At 56.6% G+C, this 12,703-nt stretch carries 13 protein-coding genes and 1 pseudogene; 6 read left to right on the top strand and 8 right to left on the bottom strand.

The features are described from left to right. Window positions 1–128: 128 nt before the first annotated feature. On the bottom strand, window positions 129–413 hold the full coding sequence (locus F8N80_RS23840; protein ID WP_150748508.1) for a DUF3077 domain-containing protein: 285 nt from the start codon (window positions 411–413) through the stop codon (window positions 129–131). 472 nt (window positions 414–885) lie between these two features. Between F8N80_RS23840 and F8N80_RS23835 the strand changes: the two genes are divergently transcribed. Then, complete coding sequence (locus F8N80_RS23835; protein ID WP_150748507.1) at window positions 886–1,200, top strand: hypothetical protein; 315 nt, start codon at window positions 886–888, stop codon at window positions 1,198–1,200. Window positions 1,201–1,212: 12 nt separating this feature from the next. On the opposite strand, the gene F8N80_RS23830 is transcribed toward F8N80_RS23835, so the two are convergent. The 7 genes and pseudogenes from F8N80_RS23830 to F8N80_RS23800 all read right to left on the bottom strand — a co-directional run bounded on the left by F8N80_RS23830 (window position 1,213) and on the right by F8N80_RS23800 (window position 5,821). Then, a complete protein-coding gene (locus tag F8N80_RS23830; RefSeq protein ID WP_150784812.1) occupies window positions 1,213–1,977 on the bottom strand; it encodes an anti-sigma factor family protein in 765 nt (254 codons plus the stop codon). Continuing rightward, a complete protein-coding gene (locus tag F8N80_RS23825) occupies window positions 1,974–2,471 on the bottom strand; it encodes an RNA polymerase sigma factor (protein WP_224790757.1) in 498 nt (165 codons plus the stop codon). Before F8N80_RS23825 ends, F8N80_RS23830 begins: the two co-directional genes overlap by 4 nt. Before the next feature lie 84 nt (window positions 2,472–2,555). Continuing rightward, window positions 2,556–2,759, bottom strand: a pseudogene (locus F8N80_RS23820) (tetratricopeptide repeat protein); the annotation flags it as partial. A gap of 103 nt (window positions 2,760–2,862) precedes the next feature. Beyond that, window positions 2,863–3,816 carry a D-2-hydroxyacid dehydrogenase family protein gene (locus F8N80_RS23815; RefSeq protein ID WP_150784811.1) on the bottom strand — a complete coding sequence of 318 codons (954 nt, stop codon included), beginning with the start codon at window positions 3,814–3,816 and terminating at the stop codon, window positions 2,863–2,865. Between the two features lie 13 nt (window positions 3,817–3,829). After that, the gene (locus F8N80_RS23810) at window positions 3,830–4,855 is read right to left on the bottom strand and encodes an alpha/beta fold hydrolase (RefSeq protein ID WP_150784810.1); all 1,026 of its coding nucleotides are present in this window, start codon (window positions 4,853–4,855) and stop codon (window positions 3,830–3,832) included. An 85-nt stretch (window positions 4,856–4,940) separates the two neighbouring features. Then, window positions 4,941–5,375 (bottom strand): YqaA family protein, encoded by a 435-nt coding sequence (locus F8N80_RS23805; protein WP_150784809.1) that lies wholly within the window; start codon window positions 5,373–5,375, stop codon window positions 4,941–4,943. Further along, entirely contained in the window at window positions 5,375–5,821 is a 447-nt protein-coding gene (locus F8N80_RS23800) for a DUF411 domain-containing protein (protein ID WP_150784808.1), read from the bottom strand. Before F8N80_RS23800 ends, F8N80_RS23805 begins: the two co-directional genes overlap by 1 nt. Window positions 5,822–6,139: 318 nt before the next feature. Between F8N80_RS23800 and F8N80_RS31245 the strand changes: the two genes are divergently transcribed. The 5 genes from F8N80_RS31245 (at window position 6,140) to F8N80_RS23780 (ending at window position 12,576) form a co-directional block, all read left to right on the top strand. Then, on the top strand, window positions 6,140–6,295 hold the full coding sequence (locus F8N80_RS31245) for a hypothetical protein (protein WP_191632970.1): 156 nt from the start codon (window positions 6,140–6,142) through the stop codon (window positions 6,293–6,295). Between the two features lie 84 nt (window positions 6,296–6,379). Then, window positions 6,380–7,858: an MBL fold metallo-hydrolase gene (locus F8N80_RS23795; RefSeq protein WP_150784807.1), complete on the top strand. Its 1,479-nt coding sequence runs from the start codon at window positions 6,380–6,382 to the stop codon at window positions 7,856–7,858. After that, window positions 7,849–9,243 carry an MBL fold metallo-hydrolase gene (locus tag F8N80_RS23790; RefSeq protein ID WP_150784806.1) on the top strand — a complete coding sequence of 465 codons (1,395 nt, stop codon included), beginning with the start codon at window positions 7,849–7,851 and terminating at the stop codon, window positions 9,241–9,243. The genes F8N80_RS23795 and F8N80_RS23790 overlap by 10 nt, the downstream gene beginning before the upstream one ends. Next, on the top strand, window positions 9,240–10,052 hold the full coding sequence (locus F8N80_RS23785; protein ID WP_150784805.1) for a hypothetical protein: 813 nt from the start codon (window positions 9,240–9,242) through the stop codon (window positions 10,050–10,052). The genes F8N80_RS23790 and F8N80_RS23785 overlap by 4 nt, the downstream gene beginning before the upstream one ends. Beyond that, window positions 10,036–12,576: a hypothetical protein gene (locus tag F8N80_RS23780; RefSeq protein ID WP_150784804.1), complete on the top strand. Its 2,541-nt coding sequence runs from the start codon at window positions 10,036–10,038 to the stop codon at window positions 12,574–12,576. Before F8N80_RS23785 ends, F8N80_RS23780 begins: the two co-directional genes overlap by 17 nt. Window positions 12,577–12,703 lie beyond the last annotated feature (127 nt).

Below are 12,703 nucleotides of genomic sequence, written 5' to 3'. Positions count from 1 at the left end.
GCCATCACATTCAATATCGATGGCGACTGACCCACCGCTTTCGCGAGCAAGCTCGCTCCCACAGGTCATCGCCAGGCGAAGGGGCGAGGTAGCTTTTCAGTGCTGCGCACGAATCTGCATGTGCGGGTTCATGCGTCACCTTGCGCTTGAGCGGCGTGCAGGCCGTCGATTGAAGCCTGGACCAATGAGCGTGCCGTGCCGAGCATCTGGGAACTGGCCCAGCGTAATGAGGCCGTGTGTTCGGGACGGGTGGCGTTGCGGGCTTGGTGGGCGAGGTCTTCGGCACAGCTGAGGTAGACCGAGGCATGTTCGAGGGCGTCGAGTAACGGGATATCGGGCTGAACGGCGAACAGGTGGTGGTCGACGTGGTCGCAGCGGGCGAAGGGGGTGGATTTTGTGGTTGGTTCGGTCATTGGTGTAGCTCCGTGAAGTTCAGAAGAGCTGCCACGAAATCGCCGTCAAACGAATAGGGTGGCAACTGTGCGCAGGTTGACGGACCGGTCTTCACGGAAACCCGGCGCACCCAGAGGTGCCCCACGCACAGTCGCCATAATGCAATGCTGCGGGCACAAAAATGCTCGAGCAGAGATAGGCAATGCGCGTCGTGAAGATGACGGGCCGTCAAACCCGATCACGAATGAGTCGTGACAGGCGCGAGGATAGGGAGTGAGGCTGGGGCAGTCAACCGGTGGGACCCGTGCAGACCCTCGCATTCATTTCAGGCAAATTCTTTTGCCACAGAGGAAAATCGACAAGCGGTAGCGTTTGCTCTTCATTCCCAGGCCGTACTGTCAGACCTGACAGTAGTCATTTCCATCGCTGGCGCGTTTCAATGTCTTCCTGCAGTCAAGCGAGGCGGCATGAACCGGTGGAGGGAGAGCAGAAATGAAAGAACCCGTCACTCCAATAATCGGAATGGGGACGATCAGCGCTTTGACTGTGGTCGAGGTCGGAGCAGTTTCGACGACATTTGCCATGGTCTCTACCGAAGGTTGCTCGTCGAGGTTGGCGGTGAGGATCGGCGCCAATTGCACTGCTGAAGGCGATGTCTGTTTTTCCGTTGGGGACGATGTGCAATACACGTTGATCCAGGGGGCGGCCGGGGAACCGCCAAGAGCCCGGGACCTGATGAAATCCGGGACGCATCGCGATGCCATTGTCGATGAATACTGTCATCCGAACCTCGACAATCGTGCTTAGCCGCCACTGCACTCAAGCACTGAGTCGGCTGCGCAACACCTTGCCCATGTCCTCCAGCTCCGCCGCCGGGTTATGCCCAATCAGCATCCACGCGTGTTCCAGGTCAGCCCAGTAAACCACATTGAGTCCCCGCCGCCGTTCGTGGGCAAAGGGTCGACTGCCGCTGCTGGCGCGGGTCACGCACAGCGCCAGCGGGCCGTGCGCCGGGTCCAGCCAGGTCATCTGGGCGATGGGCACGCCGTCGGATTCGAGGATTTGTGCGCGCTTGAATTGCGCGCGCGGCAAGGCCAGTCTGGCCGGCACCAGATTGAGCCCCAGACGCGCGTCGATGGTTCGCAGTTGCGCGCGCAGAGCGGCTTCGTCGCTGGGCAGATGGTCCAGGGTTTGCGGCACGTAGAGCGCCATGGAGTCCGCAACCCGTGCGCGCCAGTTGTTTTTCTGCAGGCTCGACTGCCAGTTGAGAAACAGCCGGTCCGCCACCGCACCGCTGATCACCAGTGCGGCTGCTGCCGCAAGGAACCAACGCCGATTCATCGCCGGGCGTTTCGGGCTGGGCAAGGTGTCGAGCATGGACTGCAAGCGTTCCGTGGGCGCTTGTCGGCCCATTTCATCGTAGGCGTCCTTGAACGGCAGGCTGCTGCGGGCCAGCCATTGCAGGCGCAGGTTGAGCAGCGAGTCTTCGGCGATGGCGGCGTCGATGCGGCTGCGTTGTTCGCTGTCGAGTTGGTCGTCGAGGTAAGCCACCAGTTGCTCGTCCGAAGGTATCGCGTGGTTCATCGCGGCTCTCCTGTGGAAGGGCCCGGCACGGCGTGCAACGGTGGATACTCGGCGAGCTTCACCCGCGCGGCGGCCAGGCGGCTCATGACGGTGCCGATGGGCACTTGCAACACCTCGGCGACCTCGCGATAGGACAAACCCTCGACATAAGCGAGAAATACCGTTTCGCGCTGGGCTTCGGGCAATGCATCGACGCGGCGGATCACCTGAGCGGCGAGGACAGGGGTTTGCGCCGCCGATTCACCGTCGAACGACAAGGCGTGGTCGGCATCCACCAGACCCTGGCCCTGACGCACCCGGCGCGAACGGACTTCGTTGAGCCAGATCGAATGCAGAATGCTCAGCAGCCAATGGTCCATGCGGGTGCCCGGGATAAACTGCCCGGCACGTTCGAGCGCCCGTATGCAGGTGGCCTGGACCAGGTCTTCGGCGACAGGCCGTTGCCGGGACAGCAGCAGGCCGTAGCGCCATAGACGCGCCAGATGCTGGCCCAGTTCGGCCCGTATTGCCTGATCGCTGGCGATGGCGACCTCCGTCCGCTCGGGGTTTCAGGTTTTCGACGAATCGTTGATGGCTGCGGCGTAATCGGTACGGTCGGTGTCCGGGACCAGCCTGCTGTTTTGCAGCAGGCATTTCTGTTGCTTGCTGTCCCAGACCTGGCCTTTGGGGCAGTTGGGCTTTTTGACAGGTTCCTCTTCATCACCCTCGGCGAATGCAAGTGAGCCGGACAGCGCGAAGGCCAGCAGCAGTGGGGTAGTGAAAGCAGCAAGACGGATGTTCATTGGCGATGCTCCACGGGTTGACGCGTTTCAGTTCGAACCAGTCAAGGTTGGACATTAACCAGGCCAACATAGTTGAATGCTTCTGCTCGCTCCTACATCATCATCAGCTCAGCAGACGAATCGGCGCGCCCGCTGACCAAGCCTGGATGTCCTCGATCATCTGCGAAAAGAACTGCTGATAGTTCTGCCGACTGACGTACCCGATATGCGGCGTGGCCAGCACATTCTCCAGGGTCCGGAATGGATGAAGCGCGGGCAGCGGTTCCTGCTCGAACACATCCAGCGCCGCGCCAGCCAGCCGGTGTTTTTGCAAGGCCTTGATCAATGCCGATTCATCGACAATCGGCCCGCGGGCGGTGTTGACCAGCAGCGCCGTGGGCTTCATCCAGTCCAGCGCCTGGGCGTCGACCATGCCCCGGCTGCGCTCGCTGAGCACCAGGTGCACCGACAGCACATCGGCCTGCTCGAACAGTTCCTGCTTGCTGACATAGGTCACGTCGACTTCGGCCGCGCGTTCGGCGGTCAGGTTTTCGCTCCAGGCAATCACCCGCATGCCGAACACCTGGCCGAACCGGGCGACACGCCGCCCAATGCTGCCCAGACCGAGAATGGCCAGGGTCTTGCCGTGCAGGTCGCCGCCCAGCCCTTGCTGCCATTTGCCTGCGCGCAAGGCATTGGCTTCCACCACCAGGTTGCGGGTCGCGGCCATGATCAGCGCCCAGGTCAACTCTGGCGCGGCGTGTTTGTAGCTGTCGGTGCCGCACACCTGAATGCCCAGCGCGGCAGCGGCTTTCAGGTCCAGGGCGGCATTGCGCATGCCGCCGGTGACCAGCAGTTTGAGTGCCGGCAACTGCCGCAACAGGTCCTCGTCGAACCGGGTGCGCTCGCGCATCACGCAGATCACTTCAAATTCACCCAAGCGCTCTGCCAGGGTTGCGTTGTCGGCAGGGTAGTCATGAACAAAACTCACCTGGCCGATGGCGTCCAGCGCCGACCAGTCCACCACCTCCCGGGCCACACCCTGCCAGTCATCGATTACCGCAATCTGCACCGTCATCAACGTTACCTCATCAGCGAACGGGGTCGGCTTTGTTCAGCCAGGCCAGCAGCGCCTGGTGGAATTTCGCCGGTTCTTCCATCTGCGGCGCGTGGCCCATGCCGGGGAATTCGACCAGTGTCGACCGGGGAATCAGTTTCGCCACTTGTTTGCCGAGCACCTGGTAGTCTCCGATTCTTGCCTTGACCTCGGGCGGCGCAAGGTCCTTGCCGATGGCGGTGGTGTCGGAAGTCCCGATCAGCAGCAGTGTCGGCATCTTCAAGTCCTTGAACTCGTAGTACACCGGTTGCGTGAAGATCATGTCGTAGATCAACGCCGAATTCCACGCCACCTGAGTCTTGCCCGGCCCTTTGCTCAGGCCCGCGAGCATGTACACCCAGCGGTCGAATTCCGGTTTCCAGCGGCCGTCGTAATAGGTGCTGCGCTCGTAGTCGCGGATGCCTTGGGCGGTGACCTTCAGTTCGCGCTCATACCATTGATCCACCGTGCGATAGGGCACGCCGAGGGCTTTCCAGTCTTCCAGGCCGATGGGGTTGACCAGTGCCAGTTGTTCGACCTGATCGGGATACAGCAGCGCATAGCGGGTGGCGAGCATGCCGCCGGTGGAATGGCCGAGCAACGTGGCCTTCTGGATACCGAGGGCCTTGAGCAGTTGCTGGGTGTTGGTGGCCAGTTGCTGGAAGCTGTATTGGTAGTTGTCCGGCTTGCTGGACGTACAGAAACCGATCTGGTCCGGGGCGATGACCCGGTAGCCGGCGTCGCTCAGGGCCTTGATCGACGTGTCCCAGGTCGCGCCGCAGAAATTCTTGCCATGCAGCAACACGATGCTGCGCCCGTTGGCCTTGCCGTTGGCGGCGACGTCCATGTAACCCATTTGCAGGGTTTTGCCCTGGGACTGAAAGTCGAAATGCTTGACGGTGTAGGGGTACTCGAACCCTTGCAGCTGCGGACCATATTCCGGGCCTTCGGCGTGAGCGATGACCGGCAGTGCGGTGGTCAGCAGCAGGCTCGGCAGCCAGCGCGAGCGTGTCTTAGGCATGGGTAAACTCCATAGGAAATCCGCCGATGCTGGATCGGCATGATTAGGGCGATATTAAACACAGGCAATCGCGGCGAAAGATCGTTCAACCCATCCAGCCCAGAGTGGCGAGGGCCAGTACGCCATAGCGGGCGCCCTTGGCGAGGGTCACGATGAGCAGGAATCGCCCGAGCGGCTCGCGCATCACCCCGGCGACCAGGGTCAGCGGATCGCCGATCACCGGCATCCAACTGAGCAGCAGCGACCAGTGACCGTAACGCTGATAATGGACGCGGGCTTTTTCCAGGTGACCCGGGCTGATCGGAAACCAGCGCCGATCGCGGAAGCGCTCGATGCCACGGCCCAGCCACCAGTTGACCAACGACCCCAGGACATTGCCCAGCGTGGCCACGGCCAGCAACAGCCAGAGCCAATACCGGTCGCTGAGCAGCAACCCCACCAGCAGCGCTTCGGACTGCAACGGCAGCAGGGTCGCGGCGCCGAACGCGGCAAAGAACAGGCCGATATACGCACCGGACATCAATGGGCAGGGTAGTGCGCCACCACCACGTCAGTGCCGTCCTTTTTCAGGCCGATCACCTGATAGGCATCGCTCATGCCGTCCATTTCCATTCCGGGCGAACCCATGGGCATGCCGGGGGCGGCGACACCCAGCAGATCGTCGCGCTTGCTCAAGGCCAGTACCTGATCGGCGGGCACATGGCCTTCAACGAATTTGCCGTTGATCAGGCCGGTGTGGCACGACGACAGACGCGGCGGCACGCCATGCTGTTGCTTGAATTCGCTCATGTTGGTTTCGACGCGATCGTCGACCTTGAAACCGTTGGCCTGCAGATGGCTGATCCATTTTTTGCAGCAGCCGCAGTTGGCGTCGCGGTGGACTTCGATCGGGATCAGGTCGGCGGCTTGGGCCATGGAGTTCATCAGCAGGATCGACAATGTGAGAAAGCGAAGAATTGTTTTCATAGCGGAGACTCAAAGAGATGATGTTGGAGTAGAACTGGAAGATACAGCAAGGTTGGGGAGTGCGCGCAGGAACTACGCACGGAAGAAAATATTTCAACTTGTTTCAGTATTCCATGCGCAGACAAAAAAGCAGCGCGGAGTTTTACCCGAAAAACAATCGCTTAGAGCTGTCCTACAGATGAAGATGTAGGACGTTGTAGGATGATTCGTAATAATTATTATTTGCAGAACGATCATGAAACTATATGTTTTTAACGGCGAGACGGAGCAATGCTCGCGGATAACACTATCTATTGGGTTTCTGGCAAGGAGAGCGTCATGAGTAAAATATTGAACGAAGAAGTCGCTACGTCGTCTGCGCAAAGCAAAGCGGTATTCAGCAAAGAAGAACTGCTGGCGCTGAGTGAGGCGATAAAAAAATCCAAGGCTAAGATCAATGAAACAAAAGCGCAAAGCTGTGCTTATCATCGTTGAGTAAAATTAGAAGAAAGCAGGAACTTTCTTGCTTTCTTTAGATTTTTTAGTTGTTCGTGCCATATCTCAAGGAAGGTGAGAAATATGAGGGCGACTTTCATCGGTCATCAAACTTGGCTGATCGAACATCTAGATACCAAAGTGTTGATAGATCCTCTCCTGTGCGAAGATTTTGGACTGGTCGATCAATGTCGTATTGATATCTATCCTCCGCGAACGGTTGATTGTCGGGCGCTGGCGGATGTTGATCTTATTTTTCTCAGTCACGAACATTCCGATCATTTTGATATCAAGTCCCTGAACCTCTTGCCGCGCAGTGCAAAGTTTGTGGTCGGGGCGACTATCGTTGAACCGGTAAAACAGTGCATTCGAGATCTTGGTTTCAAACTGACGGAAGTCAATAGTACGGAGCCCATGCGCGTCAAAGACTTGTGCCTAAAGTTTTATCCGGCGGACCCGAAAACCGCATTTTGGGAAAGTCGGGTCACCCAGATCTATCTGGAAGAGACCCTAACCCCATCAGCTGGTGTGTTCATCGCCGTCGATGCCCTCGTTTCGGAGTTGTACAAGAGCGACATTGTCGAGGGAAAAGTACTACCGCCCAAGCTGGTCGTTGTTTCCAACAACTCCCGAGTGTCACCTCCGGGGGCGTTTCAATCGCTGGAAAACTGGGGAAAAAATACAACCGCCAGCAACAGGAAAACCGGGCCTCTGGGTTTGGGCGTTTTGAATTCAGTACTCACAACTTACCTCGAAGACTTTCCTGCGCAACCCGAACACGTCGCAATGTGCGGTGGTGGTTTTATCAAGCGTTTCGACGGGTTCGCCGCGTTTCCTTTTTCCGAGCAACCGATGTTGAGTCAGCTGGCGAACCAACTCAGTCTGGACGTCAATGTTATTGGTTTACTTCCAGGTGGAAACGTTATGCTCGATGCACCATCTACCGTTCAGGCTCCGATTGACTGGGTCAAGGTCGACCATATCCAGCATGGCTTGCTAGTTCAGGAGCTGGCGACATTCGTCGACAGCAAGAGGTCTATCGATGTTGCATCCTCTGTGCTATCTGATTTCGAGACATTAACGCAGTACCAAGAGGCACTATTGCGCTGTGAGAAAGAGTTGGTCCGGATCGCCAAGAGCCTGATGCTTTTCATAACCGGGCGAAAAGTTATACAGATGTCGCATTATCGCGGTAAGAAACTTGGTAGTCGACGGATTGTATTTAGCTTTCGTTGTAACGACCTCGGACTGCGTCACAGTTACGCGTTGAACATGGTAAGTGGCAAGTTCGAGGTCGAACTGGACACCGACCTCGATGTTCTGATGGCCGATTATCCGTATGGAGTTTGCATGCCGCTGGTGGATTTCATGGGGGTGGTCGACGGTACGATTCAGATCTGGGATATCGTTGGTGTCTCCATAAAATCATGGTTCGAACACGGAATATTCGACGGTTTGATTCCGTTTTTCTACAGCTATTACGGCGGAAACGGCAGTCCGGAACTGCTGGCCAAGATCATCCGTCGCGCCATGGCGTCCGTGGAGCTCAAAGTATGCAACTAACCTGTATCGGGCACCAGAGCTGGTCGGTGACGGCCGGTTGTACGCATCTGCTGATTGATCCTGTACTGGGAGGATGTTTTGGTTCTGATCCTCTTCGCTCCTTTCACATCATTCCTTTCAGAACGGTATCGGTTGCCCGGATGCCGGCGGTGGATGCGATTATTTTTACAACTGAACATCTCCAGCATTTCAGTCCTCTAACCCTTGTACAATTGAAAAACCTTTATCCCGACAAGCTCAATACCACGCGGGTATATGTTCCCGAGCTGATCCCCCAGGTTGCCCGGGATATGATCCAGCAGTGTGGTTTTGAAGTTCGCACTATTGACATGCAGCAGGACTTCTCTGTGGGAGAGCTGGACTGTCGCTTTTATATGCCTTGCAGTGATGTTTTGTTCTGGGACAGTCGCGTCGCCTCTGTCTATCTTCGGGACTCGAATCGTCATGCCCTGTTTATCCAGTCGGATACCCGTATCGCCGATAGCTTCTATGAGGATGTCAACGCCGGTCGGGTGCCGGCACCTAATGTAATGGTAGTTACAAACAACTTTCAAACGAGTGCAGAAGGCTACTCCATCGGTTTGGACAACTTGCTGCCTGTGGCGGACCCGAAATATGCGCGCATCTCCGGCTTGAGACTGCTCAATGAAATAGTCACTAAACCTTCTCGAAGGCTTGAAGCCGCCGTGACATTGCTCATTGCCGGTAACGGTTACGTCGATGCGGGCTACAAGATCCGGCATCTTTGGAGCAACAGTCAGTTGGCGCAAATCGCCAGCCAACTATCTCTACTCAGGACCGTTCAAGCATTGGCTCCAGGTGAACGCCTGGAGGTAGGCCGGACAAGCTGTGTGGACCGTGCAGAATGGATCAACTTGGAGGAAGTATCCCCACTGGAGGTCGCGTCGATCATGCCGGAATGGAAGGGTGATCAGCTCAGCCTTTCTGAAGTGAAAGCCCACCTGGACACAATGGCGAAAACCTGGCTGATCACCGGTTACGGTCAGGTTCTCATGGCTCAGACACAATACCTCGGTCGGCCATTGGGGGCCCGAAAACTGGTTATACAACTATCAGGAGAAGGGGAGAAATCCGTCGATTTTGTAATGGACATCTCCAGGGTCGAGTTTATTCCCGTCGAGAGCAGCGGCGCTTTTGCGATCAAGCAGTATCCCTTCGGTATCAGGGTCGATTATCGAGACTTCGGTCGGTTGATCATGGGGGAGTTACAGATTTGGGAGTTGATCAACCTGTCGGCGTCTCAATGGTATGTGTGCGACCGTTATGACAGCCCTTTGGCGTTCTGGCTGGAGTTCTACAACGAGCAGGTGGACTACGACCGGGCCGCTCGTAGCTATCAGCTAGCTCTGGCGTCAGGATCATGAGCAAGACAAGCGTCTTTCGGTTGGAAACGCTTGAAGCATTGCCAGAGGCCACGCTGCAGGAACATACGCGGGATACGCAATTATTGCTCAAGGGCCTGACGCTACTGAAGTGCAGTGGAGACCTGGCGCTGATCACTCATTCGTCGAAGTCGATTGTCTGGTTGGGCCGTATGGCTGAGTCCAATACACGCGTTGTCATCAAGCACTATCTCGACCGTCAGCATTATGAGGCTGAAATCAGTGGCTACCTGGTATTTCGCGGCGGCCCTATGGGGCAAGTACTGCATAGCGACGCGAATCGACAACTGATTATCTTGAGTCATCTACCGGGGCGTGCGCCCCGAGCAACTCAAGAAGACCTGAGCAAGGTCATCCAGGCCTATGCATTGATGCACGCTGCGGCCGTATCGAACCTCGCTTTTGGTTGGCAGTACGCGCAAGGGGCCGAACTCGACTCCTGTTGCTCGGCCCACGCAAGGCCGGTGCTAGGAAGGCATCCCGTGAGTATTGGGGATGTAAAGCCTGAGCACATCATCATCACGCAGGAGGGCGTGCGAATCATTGATCTGGAAACTTGGTCGCTGCAGCGCACAGTCTGGTTCGACATCCTGTCCCTGACTCGATTTATGCTGCCTGGCAAGATGCAACACGCCAACTTGAAGTGGATCGTTCGTCAGTATTGTCATTTTCGTGGCTGCTCACCCGACGAATATGACATGTCCAAGATCAAGCGTTGTTTGGAGGAGATCCGGGGTCTATCGAACCAGCGCGATTACGTCGAAGGGGCCTTCAATGAAATGGATGTATAGTTTTACCCCCTCAATCCAGTACGTCAGACCCAGCAAGGTGTCCATCGACAGCCTGCGCGGCGGAATACTGCGCGTGGCCTTCCGGTTATCAGCACTCGCGACTGCAGGCTATCTGCTGTTGTTGATCCTTCAGTACATCATTTCATTGTTGATTATCTACAAGCTGTCGAGTCTCGTCAGTGCTGAGGGGCCTGTCCGGTTCACGATTGGAGACGGGGCAATACTGCTATCTCTAGCACTTTGTTCCTTTCTTGTGGTGGTCGGACAACTCAATCTCGAGCGTTATTTCAGCCTGCGGATTTGCAGCATTTTCGATCACCTGCTGTCACGGCACACTCGATCAGGCGTGCCGCTATCTGCACTGGAGAGACTGGCTTCTCGAGATCTGAACGTAGTGCTGGACGGCATTGCTGGTTCATTCAATCTGTTCGCCATTCCGCTGTTCCTGATGCTGGCAATGCTGGGTGCAGTCTCCCTATATGGCGCAACCGGGTTCGGTGCTGTGGCGCTGATCGCTGCTTTTATCCCGCTGTCCTATGGATTGTCAAAACTGTCAGATCGCAATTATAAACGTATCATGGACAAGGTCACGCAGCGCATTGAACAGTGCTCGACGTGGCTGAAGGACGGACCGCTGCTGAAACAGTTTCTTGATCCGACCTCGCTGCGTGTTGTTGAGCAGACGCTGTCGGACGAATTGTCGCTGCGTGACCGAGATACCCTGTTGCGTGGTGCCGACAGTTACATCATCGGATTCGGGCGCCTTATCCCCTTTGTACTTCTGACTTTTTGGGGAGCAGGTGTCAATCTGTTGCCTTGGGACGGTGTCATTTTCTGGCTGGCGATCCCGCTGATTTCGGCGATGCTCGGCTTACCCAGGGCTTTCCTCAGTTTCAAAGTCGTCGACCGCTCGCTGATTGAACTGGACGCTTTGTTCGAGGGCCTGGATTCAAAAGGCGCTTCACCGCTCAGCGCCAGCGACGGTAACTCGGCTGTGCAGTTTGACGAGCACTGGCCGATTTGGCCTTCCTCTCTCATTGCGCTGGTGCCAGGTCACCACCCGGACAAACTCTCTGAAGTGGAGTCATTGCTGATTGCCTTCAGGCTGTTGCCCGAACTGGGCTGCAATGTCCAAGCAGTTGCAGACAAACTCATCGAGATGGACGCCAGCAATCTTTCAAATGGGCAACGACTGCGGCTGCAGCTGATACGCGGTGTTTTCCTTGCGCGAGCCCAAAATCGATTCCTGCTGATCGACCACGATCTTTCATCCTTGGATAGCGCTGCTGCTCGCAGCGTGATGGACGCGCTGGAGCGTATGCCCGACGTGCAGTTCTCCCAGGCGGCAGTCCAGGCAATCGAGTGTAGAGTCCAGAACGTGGAGACTGGCGCCGCGTTGAACCCCCCCGAAATGCCTCGTTGCACAGATGCTGACGGCCAGCACTTTGGCTTGCTCAACCTGATGAAACTTTGCTCCCTGGGAGTGATAGCGCTACTGGTTCCTGCGGTCATGATGAGTTACGCCGGTAATCTGACCCTGCCGCCGTCGGATCCCGGTGCAGGTTGGGTACTGGCGTATGTGGCGGCAGGTGTTGCGTCAGGCGTTTGCGCGGGGTTGTTCATTGAATCGTCGTTGCGCAGGCGTTTGACACAGCATATTTCCCTGGGATTAAACGATGTTTGCGCAGGTGACTCGGCAAACGGACTGCAAATCGTATCTCGCGATATCACAACGGTCTTCGAGCGAATTGCTTGGTATGCCCATGATATCTCGTGGATCAGCGCCTTGCTGGCGTGCAGTGTTGGCGTGCTGTGGCTTGGTTTCGGCCTGCCAGGCTTGATATTGGCACTTTTTTTTGCCGGATCGCTGATGGGCCTATACCACCTTTCGGTCCAAGAGTTATACCGAACCCGAACAGCGACGGTAGCAGGCTTCGATGCGTTGATACGCTCCGCCCAGGCCAGTTATTCCATCGCCAGCGCAAGCGTTTCCAGCCTTGGTCAGTTGAGTCAGTGGCTGGCAAATACACGTCATACACTTGCCATGCAAGGTGTGGCTCATTTCTATCAGAGCCGAAGGATCAGCGTAATCGCACGCACAGTGACAGCAGCGAGTTGTACGTTGTTGAGCGATCTGGTCATCGTGCTGAACGTCATGCTCGGGGGTATTTTTCAGTCGTCCAGCTATGGTTTCGTACTGGCTGTCACCGCCGTGCTGCTGGTGCGCTCGGATCTTTCCAACGTGTTTTTGGCCATAACCGGCTTTAAATCCCAATCCATCTCCGTTGAGCGGCTTCTGCGTTTCGGTGCAATAAAACAGAGGGTGCCACTTCAGGTTGTTGGGGGACTTATTCATATTGCGGGGTTTGCCGGCCAGCGCTCCTACAAACCAACGGCGCTACACCGGGGTGGTGTTCAGTTGTTGAGGGGCGCTTCAGGTGTGGGGAAAAGCGATTACCCTGAAAGGTGTCGGGGGAGTGATCGAGATCGCTGGCAGCTTTGCCCGCGGATGGCAAGCAACTGATTTTCCTGGATGAGGTTTTTCTGCACGTGCCAATAGAGGCGCTGGTCAAGGTTGTGGGCCGACTAGAAGACTACGGGAGGCTTTCCGGCAACACTTTTGTACTGGTCGATCACAGGATTGAACTGGA

This window comes from Pseudomonas fluorescens (assembly GCF_902497995.1).
GTDB classification, from domain to species: Bacteria; Pseudomonadota; Gammaproteobacteria; order Pseudomonadales; family Pseudomonadaceae; genus Aquipseudomonas; species Aquipseudomonas fluorescens_BK.
The sequence above is the reverse complement of the archived record's forward strand: the minus strand, read 5'-3'. Positions and strand labels throughout refer to the sequence as shown.